This window comes from Streptomyces sp. NPDC046712 (assembly GCF_040645695.1).
Classification (GTDB): domain Bacteria; phylum Actinomycetota; class Actinomycetes; order Streptomycetales; family Streptomycetaceae; genus Streptomyces.
Map to the genome: position 1 here is coordinate 159,583 of NZ_JBEYYW010000002.1, position 18,570 is coordinate 178,152.

The 18,570-nt window shown below is 71.2% G+C and carries 20 protein-coding genes; 8 read left to right on the forward strand and 12 right to left on the reverse strand.

What is annotated here, in order from left to right; all coding sequences use genetic code 11:
- Positions 1–33: 33 nt before the first annotated feature.
- Positions 34–1,782: a LuxR C-terminal-related transcriptional regulator gene (locus ABZ939_RS03015; protein WP_361848342.1), complete on the reverse strand. Its 1,749-nt coding sequence runs from the start codon at positions 1,780–1,782 to the stop codon at positions 34–36.
- A gap of 234 nt (positions 1,783–2,016) precedes the next feature.
- Between ABZ939_RS03015 and ABZ939_RS03020 the strand changes: the two genes are divergently transcribed.
- The 3 genes from ABZ939_RS03020 (at position 2,017) to ABZ939_RS03030 (ending at position 6,003) form a co-directional block, all read left to right on the forward strand.
- Positions 2,017–4,095, forward strand: coding sequence for an MMPL family transporter (locus ABZ939_RS03020; protein WP_361848345.1), 2,079 nt, complete (start codon positions 2,017–2,019; stop codon positions 4,093–4,095).
- 64 nt (positions 4,096–4,159) lie between these two features.
- Positions 4,160–5,335, forward strand: a complete 1,176-nt coding sequence (locus ABZ939_RS03025) for a histidine kinase (protein ID WP_361848348.1) — start codon at positions 4,160–4,162, stop codon at positions 5,333–5,335.
- Entirely contained in the window at positions 5,332–6,003 is a 672-nt protein-coding gene (locus tag ABZ939_RS03030; RefSeq protein WP_361848351.1) for a response regulator transcription factor, read from the forward strand. The genes ABZ939_RS03025 and ABZ939_RS03030 overlap by 4 nt, the downstream gene beginning before the upstream one ends.
- On the opposite strand, the gene ABZ939_RS03035 is transcribed toward ABZ939_RS03030, so the two are convergent.
- The 5 genes from ABZ939_RS03035 to ABZ939_RS03055 form a co-directional block, all read right to left on the reverse strand.
- Positions 5,990–7,366, reverse strand: a complete 1,377-nt coding sequence (locus tag ABZ939_RS03035; protein ID WP_361848354.1) for an FAD-dependent oxidoreductase — start codon at positions 7,364–7,366, stop codon at positions 5,990–5,992. The two genes, ABZ939_RS03030 and ABZ939_RS03035, sit on opposite strands and share 14 nt — an antisense overlap.
- A gap of 137 nt (positions 7,367–7,503) precedes the next feature.
- Complete coding sequence (locus tag ABZ939_RS03040) at positions 7,504–8,310, reverse strand: hypothetical protein (RefSeq protein ID WP_361848357.1); 807 nt, start codon at positions 8,308–8,310, stop codon at positions 7,504–7,506.
- A gap of 62 nt (positions 8,311–8,372) precedes the next feature.
- A complete protein-coding gene (locus tag ABZ939_RS03045) occupies positions 8,373–8,780 on the reverse strand; it encodes a hypothetical protein (protein ID WP_361848360.1) in 408 nt (135 codons plus the stop codon).
- 110 nt (positions 8,781–8,890) lie between these two features.
- Positions 8,891–9,157 (reverse strand): DUF397 domain-containing protein, encoded by a 267-nt coding sequence (locus ABZ939_RS03050; protein WP_361848363.1) that lies wholly within the window; start codon positions 9,155–9,157, stop codon positions 8,891–8,893.
- Positions 9,139–9,972, reverse strand: coding sequence for a helix-turn-helix transcriptional regulator (locus ABZ939_RS03055; protein WP_361848366.1), 834 nt, complete (start codon positions 9,970–9,972; stop codon positions 9,139–9,141). The genes ABZ939_RS03050 and ABZ939_RS03055 overlap by 19 nt, the downstream gene beginning before the upstream one ends.
- Positions 9,973–10,065: 93 nt before the next feature.
- Between ABZ939_RS03055 and ABZ939_RS03060 the strand changes: the two genes are divergently transcribed.
- From ABZ939_RS03060 to ABZ939_RS03075, 4 genes are all read left to right on the forward strand, one after another.
- The gene (locus ABZ939_RS03060; RefSeq protein WP_361848368.1) at positions 10,066–10,329 is read left to right on the forward strand and encodes a hypothetical protein; all 264 of its coding nucleotides are present in this window, start codon (positions 10,066–10,068) and stop codon (positions 10,327–10,329) included.
- Positions 10,326–10,541, forward strand: coding sequence for a hypothetical protein (locus ABZ939_RS03065; RefSeq protein WP_361848371.1), 216 nt, complete (start codon positions 10,326–10,328; stop codon positions 10,539–10,541). Before ABZ939_RS03060 ends, ABZ939_RS03065 begins: the two co-directional genes overlap by 4 nt.
- Before the next feature lie 263 nt (positions 10,542–10,804).
- Entirely contained in the window at positions 10,805–11,554 is a 750-nt protein-coding gene (recO, locus tag ABZ939_RS03070; RefSeq protein ID WP_361848374.1) for a DNA repair protein RecO, read from the forward strand.
- A gap of 18 nt (positions 11,555–11,572) precedes the next feature.
- Entirely contained in the window at positions 11,573–12,397 is an 825-nt protein-coding gene (locus ABZ939_RS03075) for an isoprenyl transferase (RefSeq protein WP_361849098.1), read from the forward strand.
- 60 nt (positions 12,398–12,457) lie between these two features.
- Here ABZ939_RS03075 and ABZ939_RS03080 read toward each other — a convergent pair whose 3' ends face one another.
- Both ABZ939_RS03080 and ABZ939_RS03085 read right to left on the reverse strand, forming a co-directional pair.
- Positions 12,458–13,360, reverse strand: coding sequence for a hypothetical protein (locus tag ABZ939_RS03080; RefSeq protein ID WP_361848377.1), 903 nt, complete (start codon positions 13,358–13,360; stop codon positions 12,458–12,460).
- A 57-nt stretch (positions 13,361–13,417) separates the two neighbouring features.
- Positions 13,418–14,578, reverse strand: a complete 1,161-nt coding sequence (locus ABZ939_RS03085) for a helix-turn-helix transcriptional regulator (RefSeq protein WP_361848380.1) — start codon at positions 14,576–14,578, stop codon at positions 13,418–13,420.
- A gap of 170 nt (positions 14,579–14,748) precedes the next feature.
- On the opposite strand from ABZ939_RS03085, the gene ABZ939_RS03090 reads away from it, so the two are divergent.
- Entirely contained in the window at positions 14,749–15,294 is a 546-nt protein-coding gene (locus ABZ939_RS03090; protein WP_361848383.1) for a YcxB family protein, read from the forward strand.
- 79 nt (positions 15,295–15,373) lie between these two features.
- Here the strand turns inward: ABZ939_RS03090 and ABZ939_RS03095 are convergent, their stop codons facing one another.
- The 4 genes from ABZ939_RS03095 to ABZ939_RS03110 are packed head-to-tail and all read right to left on the reverse strand — an operon-like array spanning position 15,374 to position 18,536.
- Positions 15,374–15,784, reverse strand: a complete 411-nt coding sequence (locus tag ABZ939_RS03095; RefSeq protein ID WP_361848386.1) for a transcriptional repressor — start codon at positions 15,782–15,784, stop codon at positions 15,374–15,376.
- A 46-nt stretch (positions 15,785–15,830) separates the two neighbouring features.
- A complete protein-coding gene (locus tag ABZ939_RS03100) occupies positions 15,831–16,739 on the reverse strand; it encodes a metal ABC transporter permease (protein WP_361849101.1) in 909 nt (302 codons plus the stop codon).
- A 10-nt stretch (positions 16,740–16,749) separates the two neighbouring features.
- Complete coding sequence (locus ABZ939_RS03105; RefSeq protein WP_361849104.1) at positions 16,750–17,514, reverse strand: metal ABC transporter ATP-binding protein; 765 nt, start codon at positions 17,512–17,514, stop codon at positions 16,750–16,752.
- 20 nt (positions 17,515–17,534) lie between these two features.
- On the reverse strand, positions 17,535–18,536 hold the full coding sequence (locus tag ABZ939_RS03110) for a metal ABC transporter substrate-binding protein (RefSeq protein ID WP_361848389.1): 1,002 nt from the start codon (positions 18,534–18,536) through the stop codon (positions 17,535–17,537).
- Between the last annotated feature and the right edge of the window lie 34 nt (positions 18,537–18,570).

Here is an 18,570-nt window from a genome sequence, read left to right on the forward strand (position 1 = left end):
ATCGGAGCGCCGGGCGGGCATGGGCGAAACGGCCTATGCCGGGGTTCTGACCAGACCGTGCGCAAAGGCGTAGGCCGTGGCGGCGGTACGGGAGGTCACGTCCAGCTTGGCGAAGATGTTGTTCAGGTGCCGGGCGACCGTGTGCTCGCTGATCACCAGGGCCTGGGCGATGTCCCTGTTCGTGCCGCCCTCCGCGACCAGTCGCAGCACCTCCGCCTCCCGGCCGGTCAGGCCGCCGGGCAGCGGGCGGCGCCGTTCCGTCAGGAGGGCCGCCGCACGGCGCGCGTCGGGGACCGCGCCGAGTCGCTCGAACGTCGCCCGGGCGGCCGCCAGCTCCAGCCGGGCCGCCTCCTCGTCACCCGCGGCCCGGTCGGCGGCGGCGAGCAGCATCCGTACCTGCGCGGCCTCGTACGGGACACGCAGCTCCAGCCAGCCGGCCAGCGCCCGGCGCAGCGGCCGCTGGGCCGGCTCGTGGCGGGCGAGCGCGAGGGCGCCCCGGGCGGTGTCGGCCATGGCGCTCAGGAGCGGAGCCCCGCCGGAGACCCCCTCCAGTTCCGCGACCGCCTCCGCGGCCCCGTCCAGGTCCCCGACGGCGAGCGCCACCTCGGTCCGGGCGGCGAGCAGCCGGGCCCGGCCGAGGACGTCGTGCTGCGGATCGCTCTGGCAGGCCAGGGCCAGCTTCAGGCCGGCGACGGCGGCGTCGGCCTTGCCCTGGGCCAGCCGGAGCAGGGCCAGACCCGGCTGCGGGAGGCGGCCCAGCTCATGGGCGTGTGCGTACGAGACGGCGGCGGCGCCCAGCCGTCCCTGCCGGCGCCGGATCTCCCCGGCCGCGTAATGCGCCCCGGCGGCCGCCTCCAGGCTGTCCACCAGTACCTCCGCACACACCCGCTCGGCCTCGGCCTCGGCGAGCGCCCACACCCCGAGCAGATCGAGCACCTCGACATGGTGGATCCGGCACAGGCCCCGGAAGGGGTTGTCCGTGGCCGGTTCGGGGGTTTCGGGGGTGAGGGCGGGGGCGGCGAGGGAGTTGGCGGTGCCGGGCGTCCTCGCCGGGCGCGTGTGCTGCGACCAGGGGACCTCGCACCAGGCCATCGCCGCGTCCGTCCATTCCACCGCGCGGCCGAAGTCCGCCACCTCCATGCACTGGGTCAGCGCCAGGCAGAAGAGCCAGCCCGTGAACATGCCGCTCAGCTCGCCCGCCGTGACCGCGCACATCGCGTCGTCGAGGAGGGCAAGACCCTCCGCGCGGCGGCCGTTCGCGAGGAGGACCGCGGCATGGGCCTGTCGGCTCAGGGCGATCATGCCAGGGTCGCCGGAGTCGCGGGCGAGGCGCTCCATGCGCCGCGCGGCGGCCAGGGCGCGTTCCGGGTCGTGATGCTCCTGGGCCTCCTCCGCGTCCGTCCAGGCGAGGAAGCACTGCTCGGGGCAGTCCGGTTCACCCTCCAGGTGGTGCCGGGACCGGTGCAGCCAGCCCGCCGCGGCCGCGTGCCGCCCCAGGCAGCGGTACTCGAAGTACAGCCACCAGGCCACCTGACCCGCCCCGCGGTGGTCGCCCGCCGCCACGTACGCCGCGTGGGCCCGCAGCCGGGCCGCGACCGACTCGTCCACATGGCCCGTCCACCAGGCGGCGTCCGCGAGGAGGTCCAGGTCGTCGGGGCCCAGGGCGACGGACGGATGCAGATCGGCCTCGCGCAGCAGCACGTACGCCTCGGCCCATGACTCCCGGGCCGCCGCGTCCCGCGCCCGCTCGACGGCGGGGGCCTCATCGACGGGGACGGCCATCGCCGCTCACTCCCCTTTCCGGTCCTTCCAGGGTAGGACCGGTCCGGGCGGCCCGCGCCCGGTCCCCGCGGCGTACCGCGCGCGGGGGCCGACCGGTACTCCCCAGGGAGTAACACCGCTGCCGCACCGCCCCCGGCAGTAGCCCGCAACTCGACCGCCGGGCCGACGAATCCCCCCTGCCGCGACGGGAGTCTGGGAACGACCCGGACGACAGACGCAGGAGGGAGGCCCGACATGGGGGCCCCGAACAGGACCATCGGCGAGCGCAGGGGACGGCGGGCCGTCCCCTGGGGAGTGCTCGCCCTGTGGGTGATCGTCATCGCGATCGCCGCACCCTTCGCCGGCAAACTCGGCGACGTGCAGCGCGACCGCGCCGTCGACTATCTGCCCGCGAGCGCCGACTCCACCCAGGTCGCCAAGATCACCGAGCAGCTGCCGGGCGGCGACTCCACGGACCTCGTCCTCGTCTACCACCGCGACGGCGGACTGACCCCGGCCGACAAGGCCACCGCCGCCCGCGAGGTCACCCGGGTCGCCGCCGAGCACCCGCTCACCGCGACCCCGCGGCCCGTCCCCTCCGAGGACGGCACGACTCTTCTCTACGCGGTCTCCAGCACCGAACCGGGGCAGGACGAGGAGGCCAGGGACGCCTTCGTCAACGACATCCGGGCCATCGTCACCGGCGAGGTCGGCGGACCCGGCGCCCTCGCCACCGACGCGAGCGAGGTCTACAACTCCCTCGACGGGCCCCTGCTCTACACGACCGTCGCCGTCGTCGCGATCCTCCTGATCATCATCTACCGCAGCCCGTTCCTCTGGCTCGTCCCCCTGGTCGTCGCCGGGATCGCCGACTACCTCTCCATGGCCGTCACCTACGGCCTCCACCAGGGCTTCGACATCAGCGTCTCGGGCCAGAGCACCGGCGTCATGACGATTCTCGTCTTCGGCGCCGGCACCGACTACGCCCTCCTGCTCGTCGCCCGCTACCGCGAGGAACTGCGCCGCGTCCCGCGCCCGTACGACGCCATGCTCGCCGCGCTGCGCGGCTGCGGCCCCGCCGTCCTGGCCTCCTCGGGCACCGTCGCCGTCGGCATGCTCTGCCTGCTCGCCGCCGACATGAACAGCAGCCGGGGCATGGGCCCCACGGCGGCTGTCGGGGTCCTGTGCGCGCTGGTCGCCATGATGACGCTGCTTCCCGCCCTCCTCGTCGTGCTCGGCCGCCGGGTGTTCTGGCCGCTGGTCCCGGCGTACGGGAGCGAGCCCAAGGCCCCGCGCCGCTCCCTCTTCGCCGCCATGGGCGGCTCCGCGGGACGCCGGCCGCTCGCCGTCCTGCTCACCGGCGCGGCGACCCTGGCCGCACTCGCCCTCGGCGCGCTCAACCTGCCCGGCACCCTCAAGCAGGAGGACTCCTTCACCTCCACCCCGGAGGCGGTCGCCGCGATGAAGACGCTGGCCGCCGCGTACCCCGAGATGGGCACCCAGCCGATCACGGTCGTGGCCCCGACCGCCGGTGTGCCCGGCGCGCTGCGGACCGCCCTCGCGACCGAAGGCGTCGCGAGCGCCGAGCGCGGCCGCAGCGGCGACGGCTGGACCGAGATCTCCGTCCTCGCCGCCCATCCGCCGCAGTCCGCGGCCGAGACGGCGACCATCAAGGAGCTGCGGCAGGCGCTCGGCGACGGCGTGTACGTGGGCGGGCCCAGTGCCGAGCAGCTCGACCTGACCGACACCAACGCCCGCGACCGGAACATCGTCGTCCCGCTCGTCCTCGCCGCCGTGCTGATCATCCTGATCGTGCTGCTGCGCAGCCTGGTCGCCCCGCTGATCCTGATCGGCGCCGTCGTCGCCGTCTGGGGCGCGTCCCTCGGCATCGGCGGACTCGTCTTCGAGTCGCTCTTCGGCTTCGAGGGCACCGATCCCGGCCTCGCCCTGCTCTCCTTCGTCTTCCTCGTCGCCCTCGGCGTCGACTACGGCATCTTCCTGATGCACCGGATGCGGGAGGAGTGCCTGAGCGGCATGGAACCCGGGGCCGCGGCCCTGACCGCTCTGCGCACCACCGGCGGGGTGATCGCCTCGGCCGGACTCGTCCTCGCCGCCACCTTCGGGGTCCTGATCAACATGCCGATGGTGCAGCTGGCGGAGCTGGGCTTCGTGATCGCGGTCGGCGTCCTGCTCGACACCTTCCTGGTCCGCACCTACCTGGTCACCAGCGCGAGCGTGCTGCTCGGCCGGAAGGTGTGGTGGCCCGGTCCGCTGGCCAAGGCGCCGCAGCCGGCCGCCGGTCAGGGTCCGGAGCGGACTCCCGTACGGGTGTGATCAGGGGAGGGCGGGGGCCGTCCCGGACTGTCAACGGCCCCCGCCCACAGGGAGGATGGACCCCGTGGACTTCGCAGCAGCTCTGACCCGAGACCCGCTGGCCGCCCCGTACCCGGTGCGGTGCGACGCGACGGCCGCCGCCGTGTTCGCGGTCGTCGCGACCGTGCTCGCCCTGACCACCGACGACGGCCGCAGGCCGGACGCCCTCGGCTGGGCGCTGCTGCTCGCCGCGCACGTCCCGCTGGCCTGGCGCCGGCGCCACCCGCTGCCGGTTCTGCTCGTCGTGGTCGGGTTCGTGGTTCCGTACCACGCGCTCGACTACATGCATCTGGCGCCGATCCCGGCCTCGATGACCGCGCTCTACACGGTCGCGGCGAACGGCCGTCCGCTGCGGACGCTGATCGTCGGCCTCTCGGTCACCGCCGTCACGCTCACCACCCAACTGTTCGCCAACCCGCACGAGATAGCCGAGATGCTGCGGGTCTCCGGCTGGGTGATCGCGATGCTCGTCTTCGGCGCGAGCATCCGGCTCTACCGCCAGCTGGTGGCGGGCATGGTGGAGCGGGCGGAGCGCGAGGCCGAACAGAGGGTCGCCGAGGAGCGGTTGCGGATCGCCCGCGATCTGCACGACCTCCTGGCGCACTCGATCACCCTCATCGGCGTCCAGACCTCGGTCGCCGCGCACGTCCTGGTCGCCGACCCGGACCGGCTCGACCGGGAGGCGATCGCCAAGGCGCTCGACGGGATAGCCGAGACCTGCCGCGAGGCGCGCGCCGAGGTCCGTACGACGCTGGACGTGCTGCGCGCTGCCCCGGAGGGGCCGTTGCCGGACCTGGCGGCGCTGCCCGATCTCGTACGGTCGTCGGGCGCGGAGCTGACGGTACGGACGGGGGAGGCGCGGGTGCCGGCGGCGGTGGGCGCGGCGGCGTACCGGATCGTGCAGGAGTCGCTGACGAACGCGGTACGGCACGGGGGGCCGGACGCGGCCGTACGGGTCGATGTCGGCCTGGCGGACGAGGTGTTGACCGTACGGGTCACGGACGACGGATCCTCCCCCTGGGGTTCCTTCCACGCCCGCCAGGGCGTAGGGGGAGGTACGGGCGGCTCCGGCTACGGAATCCTCGGGATGCGCGAACGCGCCCGGAGCGTGGGCGGCACACTGAGCGCGGGCCCGCGCACCGGCGGGGGTTTCGAGGTCACGGCGGCCCTGCCGCTGCAGACACGGGAGGTCATGGCGTGAGCGCGATCCGGGTCCTGCTGGCGGACGACCAGACACTCGTCCGGGCCTCGTTCGCGATGCTCGTCGACTCGGCGCCCGACATGGAGGTCGTGGGTCAGGCCGCGACCGGCAAGGAGGCGGTGGAACTGGCCCGTTCGGCCCGGGCGGACCTGGTCGTCATGGACATCCGGATGCCGGAGCTCGACGGGATCGCGGCGACCCGGCTGATCGCCGCGGACGAGGACCTGGCCGGCGTGCGGGTGCTGGTCCTGACCACGTACGACACGGACGAGCATGTGATGGAGGCGCTGCGGGCGGGCGCGTCCGGCTTCGTGGTGAAGGACATCCGCCCGGCCGAACTCCTCGCGGCGATCCGCACGGTGGCGGCGGGGGAGTCCCTGCTCTCGCCGGGTCCGACGGCCCGGCTGATCGCCCGTGCGCTCGCGAGCCCGGACACCCCGGAGACCGGGGGGCCGGGGGAGCTGTCGGAGCGCGAGCGCCAGGTCCTGGTGCTGGTGGCCCGGGGCCTCAACAACACCGAGATCGCGGAGAACCTGGGCCTGTCGCCGCTCACCGCGAAGACCCACGTCAGCCGGATCATGGGCAAGCTGGGGGCCCGGGACCGGGCCCAACTCGTCATCGTCGCCTACGAGTCGGGCCTGGTCCGGCCGAGTGCTACCGCGGGGTGACGGCGTTGCTCGCGCGGAGCATGTCCTCGCGCTCGACGATCTTCACGCGATCGCGGCCCTGCGGCTCGCCCAGCGCCTTCTCGGCGGCGTCGAGGGCGTACCAGCCCTCCCACGTCGTGTACGTGATGCCCTTGCCCTCCAGGAAGGACACGACCGCGTCCGTCTCCGGGGACTCGGGGGTGAGCAGGCGGCCGTTGGCGAAGTCGTCGAGCAGGTTCGCGACCGTCTCGTTGGCGTCGCCCTTGGTGTGGCCGATGAGGCCGACGGGGCCGCGGCGGATCCAGCCGGTGACGTACGTGGAGGCCAGGTGCTCGCCGCCCTCCTCGATGACCCGGCCGCCCTCGTCCGGGACGGTGCCGCTGACGGTGTCCCAGGGGAGCTTGGGCAGTTCGTCGGAGAGGTAGCCGACGGCCCGGTAGACGGCCTGGACGTCCCAGTCGGTGGTCTGGCCGGTGGAGGTCACGTTGCCGGTGCCGTCGAGCTCGGTGCGCTCGGTGCGCAGACCGACGACCTTGCCGTCCTCGCCGAGGATCTCGACGGGGGACTCGAAGAAGTGCAGGAAGAGCTTGTGCGGACGGTCGCCGACGTCGCGGATCGCCCAGTTCTCCAGGGTCTTCGCGACCATGTCGGTCTGCTTGTTCTTGCGCCGCTCGGCGATCGAGCCCTCGTCGTAGTCGATGTCCTCGGGGTTGACGATGACCTCGATGTTCGGGGAGTGGTCCAGCTCGCGCAGCTCCATGGGGCTGAACTTGGCCTGGGCCGGGCCGCGGCGGCCGAAGACGTGGATCTCCACGGCCTTGTTGGCCTTGAGACCGTCGTAGACGTTCGGCGGGATCTCGGTCGGCAGCAGCTCGTCCGCGGTCTTGGCGAGGATGCGGGCGATGTCGAGGGCCACGTTGCCGACACCGAGGACGGCGACCTTCTCGGCCTCCAGCTCCCAGGTGCGCGGGACGTCCGGGTGGCCGTCGTACCAGGAGGCGAAGTCGGCGGCGCCGAAGGAGCCGTCGAGGTCGACACCGGGGATGCGCAGCTCGCGGTCGAACATGGCGCCCGTGGAGAAGACGACCGCGTCGTAGAAGGAGCGCAGGTCGTCGAGGTGGACGTCGGTGCCGTAGTTCACGTTGCCGAAGAGGCGGACCTGCGGCTTGTCGAGGACCTGGTGCAGGGCGGTGATGATGCCCTTGATCCGGGGGTGGTCGGGTGCCACGCCGTAGCGGATGAGGCCGAAGGGGGCCGGCATCCGCTCGAAGATGTCGATCGACACGCCCGGCTCGGCGGCGGCCTCGGACTTCAGCAGCGCATCAGCGGCGTAGATCCCGGCGGGGCCGGCGCCGACGATCGCGACCCGGAGAGGGCGGGGCATGTCAGGTTCCCTTCGCAAGCGACGTGACGACGATGGCTGTCGTCACTTAGGTCACCCTAAATAACGCCTGTCGCGGAGCGGTACCCGCCCCCGGTCTATGAGCTCATAAGGTGCACTTATGACTTCCCAAAGCCGGACTAGGACCCGCTGTCGGCGAGGGCCTCGACGATCACGACGGCCAGCGCCGCCACGCCGCCGAGCCCGCAGAACAAGAGGAACGTCCCCGCCGAGATGCTGAGGCGCTGCATGAACCCCGACCTCAGCGTGAAGACGTCCGCCGGGTCCTTCGGGTCGTAGGCGACCTCTACGTACGGTCCGGAGTCGAAGCGGGACACGGTGCGGGTCATCCCGGCGTTGTCGACGTAGAGGTAGGTCCCCGGCACGTTGGCCGGTCGGGCGAAGTCCTTGACGCCGTGCCTGAGCACGCGCCGCCTGTGGAGCCATGCCCCCATCTCGAACAGGCCGGCCCCGAGGGCCGCGGCCGTGAAGAGCCCGATCATGACGGTGCCTACGACGTAGATGGCGCCTCCCGTCACTCCGGCGATCACGGACAGGACGACGATCGCCCCGAGGCAGCCGAGCATGAACCACATGAACCGTCGCAAGTGCCTCTGGTGCCAGCGCGTCCTGATGGTCCTGAGGACGACGAGGGTGGCGCCGTCGACCTCCTCGTCCGGCTCGAGCAACAGCGAGTTCACGCCGTCGGCGAAGGCGGTGGCGCGGGCCTCGCTCACGCCCTCGATCCGGTGGACCGCGGGCGCGGCCCCGCCCGGGGCCCGCAGTTCGACGGCGACGGACCCCCCTTCGGCCCGCACCCGGGCGATGGCCTGGCCGGGGATCGTGAGCTCTTCGCGGGGGCGCTCCAGTATCAGGCCCTCACTGACTGCGCTCAGGGCGGTGCCGCCGTGGCCCTTGAGTACGGGTATGGACGCGATGATCGACATGATCGGGATCGTAGGGCGGGCCGGTCCGCCGGGACAGTCCCCGGTCGCGGTCGCCGACGCGCTCAGATGCCGAGGCCCATGAGGATCATCAGGGCGGCGAGGCCGATCGTCCCGGCCCACAGGCCCAGGGACAGGAGCGTGACCAGCACGCGCGCGGCAACGGGATAGACGCCGATCACCGTGCCGGGGGCGTCAGGGTCGTAGCTGATCTCGATCGCGCTCGCGTACGCCTGCCGGTAATAGCTGTGGGACGCGCCGCTCCGGTCCGTGTACTCGTACGTCCCCGACTTGCCGTGAGGACTGGTGCGGACCGCCATCACCGTGATGCCGCGGCTGGGAAGGCGCCACATCAGGTAGGCCCGCTCCATCGAGTAGGCGCTCACCACGTTGAAGGGCAGGACCACGATCCCCATCAGCACCGAGAGGACGAGCGCGCCCGGCTCTCCGCCGACGACGACCAGCACGCTCATGGCGATGAGCGCCCCGAGTGCGGGGCCGAGGGCCACCAGGGCCCAGGCCGGACCCCTGGTCCTCTCACCTGCACTGATGGGCTTAGGGGGAGTGCGCAGCGAGCGCGTGGTCATCCCTTGACCCCGGCCACGAAGGCGGCCCAGGCGCCGGCGGGGACGACGAGGGCGGGACCGTGGGGGTTCTTGGAGTCACGGACGGGGACGACGCCGGGGATGTTGTCGAGGACCTCGAGGCAGTTGCCGCCTTCGCCGTGGCTGTACGAGCTTTTGCGCCATGCGGCGGTGAAGTCGTACGAGACTTCGACACAGTCTCCGCCCTCGCCGTTGCTGTACGAGCTCTTGAACCAGCGGGCGTTGCTCAGGTCGTACTCGCGCATCGTCTGTAGTCCTCCGCCGCCGAGTCGATCAGGGCCAGGGACGCCTCCGGCGACAGCGCGGCGGCCCTGAGCAGATCGTAGGCGCGCTGTACCCGCTTCACCACTGCCGGATCGTCCAGCAAAGTCCCCGAAAACGACGTCTCTGTATAGGCGGTTGGCGGCGCGTCTTCGAACTCCATGAGCTTCAGCGAGCCGGTCATGGAGGCGTACGCTCCGGCCGTGCGCGGCAGCACCATCACCAGCACCACACGCTCGCGCGTCAGCGCTGCCAAGTGCTCTAGCTGCGCCGCCATCACCCCCGCCCCACCCACCGGCGTCAGTAGCGCGTTCTCATGCACGATCACCCAATACTCGGGCCTTGTAGCGTCCTTGAGGATTCGCGCCCGATCCACCCGCGCGGTGACCTTCTCCTCGACGTACGCCTCTGTGGCGAAAGGGTTCGCCGCCAGCGTCACCGCCCGCGCGTACTCCGCCGTCTGCAACAACCCCGGCATCACCGCCGGCGCGAACTCGCAGATCTTCGTCGCCACCGCCTCCAACTCCACCACCGGCTCGAAATAGGACGCGTACGGCGAGGCGTTGATGAGTTTGCGACACGTCCGTTCGAAAATACCGCCGGTTTGTAGGACGTCGTCGATTCGCTGTGCCACGTCCAGTTGCGGTTTTCGGATTCCCTGTTCGAACTGGCCGATGTATCCGCCCGAGACGAACACCCGATCGCCCAGCTCTCCCTGCGTCAGCCCCTTTGCTTCCCGCTGCGCCTTCAGCTCCTGGCCGAAGAACCGCCACGTGTCCTGTCGCCTTGCTTTGGCCATGGCTTAACTCCCCAACGCTGCCATGCAGTTGTAGGACCTGCGCATCTGCCGATTCTACGGATCCGGTACCACCCTGGGTGCGGTAAACGGGAAATGGATTCGGAAAGGGATGCGTTGGTGAAGGAACACAGCACGCGGTCGACAACGGGGTCCGTGGAAGAAGCGAGTGAGGCGGTGACGGAATTGCGCGAGGCGCTCGTACGGGCGGGAATCGTGCTCCCCTCCCTCGGGCTCGACGCCGTCACCCTCGCCTCCGACAAGCCCCGGCCGCTCATCGAATTGGGACGCTGCACGGTGGAAACGGCGCGTCGGCTGGCCGCCGCCGTACTGCCGGGGGAAGAAGGGGGCCGGTCATGAAACTGCCCATCGGGTCGTATGTCGTAGAGATCCGCACCGGGCGTGTGGGCACGGTCATGGGGCACGAGGGCCCGTACGTCCAGCTGCGGCCGCTCGGCGGCGGGCGGGAGTGGGACGCGGAGCCGGAAGGGGTCCGGGAGGCGACCTCGGCCGAGCGTCTGCGCGCGGCGACCGCGCACGCGAACGCGCGCAGCCGCGGAGAGGTGCCGTGAAGGCGGCGACTCGGGCGTAGCAGGTCTCGGCGATCGCCTCCGTCGGAGCGATCTTCGCCACGACGGCGCGGAGAGCATCGGGGGTGAGCCAGGGGGAAGGGATCAGCGGTCCGTGAGGGCCGTCGGGATGCGTACGCACAGTAGGGCCTCCGGTGCGGGTGGGGCGGGCCCTGGTGCCGTGCCGCTCCGGCGGGGCCGAAGCCGTCGGGTCGGGTTTCGGGGCCGGGCCCGGCGGCTCTCTCCCGTACGGGAGAATGGGGTCCATGAGTCTGTTCCGCGACGACGGCATCGTGCTGCGCACCCAGAAGCTGGGTGAAGCGGACCGCATCATCACGCTGCTCACGCGCGGTCACGGCCGGGTACGCGCCGTAGCGCGCGGCGTGCGGCGGACCAAGTCCAAGTTCGGGGCGAGGCTCGAGCCCTTCTCTCATGTCGACGTGCAGTTCTTCGCACGGGGGAGCGATCTCGTCGGGCGCGGGCTTCCGCTCTGCACCCAGAGCGAGACCATCGCCGCGTACGGCGGCGGGATCGTCACCGACTACGCCCGCTACACCGCCGGGACGGCGATGCTGGAGACGGCGGAGCGGTTCACGGACAACGAGGGCGAGCCCGCCGTGCAGCAGTACCTGCTGCTCGTCGGCGGTCTGCGGACGCTCGCCCGGGGCGAGCACGCGCCCCACCTCATCCTCGACGCCTTCCTGCTGCGCTCCCTCGCCGTCAACGGTTACGCGCCGAGCTTCGAGGACTGCGCGAAGTGCGGCCTCCACGGACCCAACCGGTTCTTCTCGGTCGCGGCGGGCGGCGTCATATGCGGCGACTGCCGGGTGCCCGGCAGCGTCGTACCCTCTCCGGAGGCCATCGGCCTGCTCAGCGCGCTGCTCACCGGCGACTGGGAGACTGCGGACGCGTGCGAGCCGCGTCACGTCAGGGAAGGGAGCGGGCTGGTGTCCGCCTATCTGCACTGGCACCTGGAGCGCGGCCTGCGCTCGCTGCGGTACGTAGAGAAGAGCTAGGAGATCCATCGCATGGCCATCGCACGACGCGGAATCCTCGGACGGCAGCGCCGGGAGTACAAGGTCCCCGAGCCGCACCCCTCCGGTGCCCGTCCGCCGAAGCTCCCCGCCGAGCTGGTGCCCAACCATGTGGCCTGCGTGATGGACGGCAACGGCCGCTGGGCCAAGGAGCGAGGCCTGCCGCGCACCGAGGGCCACAAGGTCGGCGAGGGCGTGGTCCTCGACGTGCTCAAGGGCTGCCTGGAGATGGGCGTCAAGAACCTCTCCCTCTACGCCTTCTCCACCGAGAACTGGAAGCGCTCCCCCGAGGAGGTCCGCTTCCTCATGAACTTCAACCGGGACGTCATCCGGCGCCGGCGTGACGAGATGGACGAGCTGGGCATCCGTATCCGCTGGGTGGGCCGGATGCCGAAGATGTGGAAGTCGGTCGTCCAGGAGCTCCAGGTCGCGCAGGAGCAGACCGTCGACAACGACGCGATGACGCTGTACTTCTGCGTGAACTACGGCGGCCGCGCCGAGGTCGCCGACGCCGCGAAGAAGATCGCGGAGGACGTGGCGGCGGGCCGGCTCGACCCGTCGAAGGTCAATGAGAAGACCTTCCAGAAGTACCTGTACTACCCGGACATGCCGGACGTCGACCTCTTCCTCCGCCCGAGCGGCGAGCAGCGCACCTCGAACTACCTGATCTGGCAGAGCAGCTACGCCGAGATGGTGTTCCAGGACGTGCTGTGGCCCGACTTCGACCGCCGTGACCTGTGGCGGGCCTGCGTCGAGTACGCCTCCCGGGACCGCCGCTTCGGTGGTGTGGACGCGGCGGACATGGCCGTCCTCGACAAGGGCTGAGAGAGGGGCGGGGCCCGAGCGGTACGGACGCTGTCGTCCGTACCGCTCGGGCCCTCGCCTTTACTGCGCGCAGGTGCCCGCGAACGAGTTCCGGGTCACGACGTCCGTCGACGCGGCCGTCGTGTCCAGCCAGACCGTCCGCTGCCCGTCGCCGAGCTGCGGGGACAGCTGCATACCGGAGGAGCAGGAGACCCTGCTGTACGTCGGAGTGCCGCCCACCACGTCCGCGAGCGGGGCCACGTTCACCTTGCCGATCTTTCCGGTCCAGGCGCCGAGGGCACCGCTGGGGTCGTACGTCGAGTAGGCGAAGTACTGCTCGTTGACGGAGAACTGGCCGCCGTAGGTCGTGGACGGAGTGCCGATCCTCTTCTTCTGGGTGAGGTCGCTCAGAGGAGCCGACCAGAAGGTGTCGCTCCGGAAGAGGAACGCGGTGGTCTCGCGCCAGAAGACCCGGTCCCCGGTGAGCTGGATGTCCGTGGCCTCACCGAAGACGAACGACTGGATCCGCACGCGCTGCGAGGCTCCGGTGGCGATGTCGTACACGCTGATGTGGTCGTTGTCGCCGTCCCGCCAGGCCACCGTGCCGTCCTTCATGGCCAGGCGCGCGGCGGTGGTGCCCGGGGCCGGGGTCAGGTTGACCGTGGTGCCGTCGCGGTCCCGCAGCATGATGTCGGACTCGCCGTCCCGCTTGCTGACGTAGGCGAGCCGGCCGTCGTCGGTCACGGGCTCCATCTCGTCACCCGGGCCGTCCACGAGCCGGCGGATCGCGCCCTGGCCCTTGTCATCCGCGGTGTAGACGCCGATGGAGTCGGCGGTGATCCGGGTGAAGACGATCCGGTCCTCGTCGAGCGACGGGTCGAGGAGGTAGGCGTCCGGGTCAACAGGACTGAACCGGTTGCCGCGGCGACGACGCCGGCGGCCAGGATCCGACGGATCCGTTGTGTTCTCACGAAGTCTCCCCATCACACACGTACGCGAGGGCTGGTGGCCCTCGCGATGGATGGGGTCGATCGTTCGGTATTAAAGGTTCCGCTTACAAGGGATGGGCTGTGGCGCGAAGCCGCCCAGGCGTAAAAGCGCCGCCTGGGCGGTGACATGAGGGCCTGTCAGGGCGTGGGTGACGCGGTCGGGTGACGCGGTCGGGGGACGGGTCGTGCCGTCGTCCAGCCAGCCCGACCGGGCGGCATGCCAGCCGAGTTGGAAGCGGGTCGCAGCGCCCACCGCCTCCATCAAGGCGTGCAGGCGCCGTTGGACGGTGCGGTGTCCCATGCCCAGCTGGCGGGCGATGGCCGAGTCGGTGAGACCCACGTGGAGCAGGGCGACGATCTGCCGGTCGACCGGGTCGAGCCGCCCCGCATCGTCCGCCGGGCTCTCCTCCCCGGACGCCGTGCTGACCCGCCAGCCCTTCTCGAAGTACTGCTCGAAGAGCGACATCAGCGCCGTGAGGAGACCGCTGCGGTGCACCACGAGCGCCACCGGGTCCTCCGTCTCGTCCCGCTCGGGATCGAGCGGGAGCAGCGCGCATTCCCCGTCCATGATGATCAGCTTGATCGGCACGTCGTCGATGACCACGATCCGCTGGCCGTCCGCGGCGAGCCTCGCGAGCCAGTTCGTCGCGTTCGGATCCTCCAGCCAGGAACGCGCCACGACGGACCTCAGGGTCAGGCCCCGCCGCATCGAGTCCCTCTCGGCCTCGTCGAAGTTGTCCTCGAACGTGATGACAGCGGCCGCCCGCATCGCCGGGACCATCGAGCGGACCTCGTGCCGTGCCTCACGCTGCATCGTGACCAGGCGGCGCCGGATCGCCGCCGCGCCGGAGAGGACCTCGACGGGCGCGCCGGAGGTCCGGGCGTGGGCGGCTCGGTGCCGCTCGGAGAGTTCGGTGACGAAGTGCTCGACGCGGTGCAGGGCGGTCCGGCGCGACTCCAGGAGCGGCGCGAGCGCGAGGACGGGGGAGGCCGCCCGGTACCGTACGGTGTCCCCGTCCCGCTCGGCGCTGGCGAGACCGCTCTCGACGAGCCCGGTGAGGGCTCGCAGGACCGTCTCCGGGGCCGCCGTGGGGTGAGCGAGGGTGGCGGGTTCGCTGTCCGGCCGGTCCACCAAGAGCCGGTAGACACTGTCCTGTTCGGCGTCGAGGCCGAGCAGCGAGAGCAGGGACGCCTCCCCGGACACCGGATCCACCCGTACGCCACCCCTCCCGGCCGCCTCTCCAGAGGGGTCAGGGTAACGCCGCGACCTGTGGCGGGCGTGCGTCGAGTACGCCGCAGGGTCCGGCGGTCAGACCCTTCTTGAACCACGGTCCGGCTCGGTCGCTACGATCACGCATCTTGCCGTCCGAGGCCGGAGGGGCCGTGAACGAAAAGCAGCACGAGACGACGCGGGAGACCGTGGAACTGACCTATCTGCCCGTCGTCTCCGACGCGACGGAGGCGCTCCGCGCCCGCATGCGAGCCACGCCGGCGGGACGGCTGCAGAACGCCGTCCTGCTGGCCGCCGGGGGCCTGATGCTCCTGGCCTTCGCCCTGACGTTCGTGGGGCCGAAGGGGCCGAGCCTGGGCACCACCGTGATCTGCCTCCTCGCGCTGGCGCTGATCGCCGCCATGTACGTGATGATCCCCGGCATCCAGGGGCGTCAGGTGCACCGGCTGTTCGGCCCGCAAGGGGAGTTCCGGGGCTTTGTCGACGAGGCCGGGGTGCGCGTGGTGTCGCGGGACAGCGACACCACGTACCGGTGGACGATGCTCACCAGGTACGCCGAGACACGTGACCTCTTCGTCCTGCTGACCCCCGACAAACACGGCATCGGCCTGGTCGTCCTGCCGAAGCGCGGGGTCGCGGACCCGCTGGAGATCGACCGGCTGCGGGCCGTGCTCGACCGGTACAGCAATCGGGTCTGAACCGCCGTACGTGACATACGGAAGGGGCCCCGCCGGATCTCTCCGCCGGGGCCCCTCGTCCGTGTCGCCGGGCGGTCGTCTACTTGGCCGCGCACTCCGCGCACGTCCCGAAGATCTCGACCGTGTGCGCCACGTTGACATAGCCGTGCTGGGACGCGATCGTCTCCGCCCACTGCTCCACCGCCGGGCCCTCCACCTCGACCGCCTTGCCGCAGACGCGGCAGACGAGATGGTGGTGGTGGTCGCCCGTCGAGCAGCGGCGGTACACCGTCTCGCCCTCGCTGGTGCGCAGCGCGTCGACCTCGCCCGCGTCCGCGAGGGACTGGAGCGTGCGGTACACCGTCGTGAGGCCGACCGAGTCACCGCGGTGCTTGAGCATGTCGTGCAGCTCCTGGGCACTGCGGAACTCGTCCACCTCGTTCAGTGCCGCCGCCACCGCGGCCCGCTGCTTGGTCGAGCGGCCGCGTACGGGGGGTCCTGCCGTCGCCACAGGGGCCTCCTAGGGATGTCGTCGCCCCCGCCATTCTGCCAGGCTGCTAGACCGCGGCGTCGTCCGTGGGTCGCCGGGTGGCCGGAACGGCCATGTCGCACTCCGCCGAGGACGAGGCCACGGCCTCCGCGGCCCGGGCGCGGCGCCTGGCCAGGGGCGTCGCGAGGACCGTGAGGAGGACGAAGACGGCGATCGCGAGCAGCACGATCGTCGCGCCAGGCGGCAGGTCCTGGTAGTACGAGGTGACCGTGCCGGTCAGGGTGGTGCCCGTACCGATCACGACCGCGAGCACGAAGGTCGTACGGAACGATCGCGAGAGCTGCTGGGCCGCGGCCACCGGGACCACCATCAGGGCGCTGACGAGGAGCAGGCCGACGACGCGCATGGCGACCGTGACGGTCACGGCGGCGGTGACGGCGACGAGCAGGTTCAGGGCGCGCACCGGCAGACCGGTGACGCGGGCGAACTCCTCGTCCTGGCTGACCGCGAAGAGCTGGCGCCGCAGCCCGACCGTCACCAGGATCACGAACGCGGCGAGGATGCTGATCGCCGTGACGTCCTCGCGGGAGACCGTGGTCAGGGAGCCGAAGAGGTACGAGCTCAGGTTGGCGTTGGAGCCGGTCGGCGAGAGGTTGATCAGCAGGACACCGCCGGCCATGCCTCCGTAGAAGAGCAGCGCGAGCGCGAGATCGCCGCGGGTCTTCCCGTAGGCCCGGATCAGCTCCATCGCGACCGAGCCGACGACGGCGACGAGGGTCGCCATCCACACCGGGCTCCACGAGAGCAGGAAGCCGAGACCGACACCGGTCATGGCGACATGCCCGATGCCGTCGCCCATGAGCGCCTGGCGGCGCTGGACGAGGTAGATGCCGACGGCGGGGGCGGTGATACCGACGAGGACGGCCGCGAGCAGCGCCCGCTGCATGAACTCGGGTTGCAGGAATTCCATGGTCAGGTCAGCTTCCTCAGGTCAGCAGACCCGTGCGGAGCGGCTCACCGGCCGCGTGCGGATGGACGTGGTCGTGGCCGGGCAGCGCGTGCTGGCCGACGGCCTGCGGCGGCGGGCCGTCGTGGACGACACAGCCGTCGCGCAGGACCACGGCCCGGTCGATCAGGGGCTCGAGGGGGCCCAGCTCGTGCAGGACGAGCAGGACGCTGGTGCCGCCCGCGACCTGTTCGCGCAGGGTGGCGGCGAGGATCTCCTGGCTGGCGAGGTCGACGCCGGCCATCGGCTCGTCCATGATCAGCAGCTCGGGCTCGGAGGCGAGCGCGCGGGCGATGAGGACGCGCTGGTGCTGGCCGCCGGAGAGGGCGCTCACCGAGTCCTTGGCGCGGTCGGTGAGTCCGACGAGGTCGATGGCCCGCGCGACGGCAGCCTTGTCGGCCTTCGTCAGCGGGCCGAACGTGCGGCGGGAGAGCCGGCCGGAGGAGACGACCTCGCGGATCGTGGCGGGCACGCCGGAGGCGGCGGTGGTGCGCTGCGGTACGTAACCGACGCGGGCCCACGAGCGGAACCGCTTCTGCTCGGTGCCGAACAGGGAGATCGTGCCGCCGGTCAGCGGCACCTGGCCGATGACGGCGCGGACGGCGGTGGACTTGCCGGAGCCGTTGGCGCCGAGCAGCGCGACGACCTCACCGGGGTTCACGGTGAGGTCGACGCCGCGCAGGACGGGGCGCGAGCCGAGGGTCGCCGTGGCTCCGCGGACGGAGATGACGGGCGCGGTCACGATTGCCTCCTGCTGTGCGTGGATCACTTGGCGCCGAGGGCCTTCTTCAGCGCGGCGAGGTTGGACTGCATGACCTCGATGTAGTCATCGCCCTTGGACCGGTCCGTGATTCCCTCCAGCGGGTCCAGGACGTCGGTCTTGAGGCCGGTGTCCGTGGCGAGGGTCTTCGCGGTCTTGTCGCTGGCGAGCGTCTCGAAGAAGACGGTGGAGACGTTGTCCTTCTTCGCGACGTCCTGGAGTTCCTTCATACGGGCGGGGCTCGGCTCGGACTCGGGGTCGATGCCGGTGATGCCCTCCTGCTCCAGGCCGTAGCGCTCGGCGAGGTAGCCGAAGGCGGAGTGGGTGGTGATGAAGGTCTTGGTGGTGGTGTTCTTCAGACCGGTCTCGAACGCGGTGTCGAGGTCGCCGAGCTTCTTCACCAGGGCGTCGGTGTTCTTCTTGTAGTCGGCGGCGTGGTCCGGGTCGGCCTTCTCCAGGGAGGCGCCGACACCCTTGGCGACCTCGGCGTACTTCACCGGGTCGAGCCAGATGTGCGGGTCGGCACCGGCCTCGGAGCCGTGGCCCTCCTCGCCGTGCTCCTCACCCTCGTGGGCGGCGTGCTCCTCGGCGCTCTCGCCCGCGTGGTCGTGGCCGCCCTCGGCGCCGTGGTCCTCGAGCGTGGTGAGGGTGGTGGCGTCGACGGTGTGCTCGACGCCGGCCTGCTTGATCGCCTCGTCGACGGCGGGCTGGACGCCCTTGAGGTAGAGGATGTAGTCGGCCTCGCCGAGCTCGCCGATCTGCCTCGGCTTGAGCTCCAGGTCGTGCGGCTCGACGCCCGGCTTGGTGAGCGTGTCGACGGAGACGTGGTCGCCGCCTATCTGCTCGGCCAGGTACTGCATCGGGTAGAACGACGCCACCACGCTGAGCTTGCCGTCGGCCTTCTTGTCCGCGGCGTCGGAGGTTCCGGAGCAGGCGGACAGGGTCACGAGACCGAGCGTGACGGCTCCGGCGACGGCGGTGGTGGGTATCAGACGGCGTACGTTCATGACACTCATTTTCAACAAAGGTGGAAACGGTTGT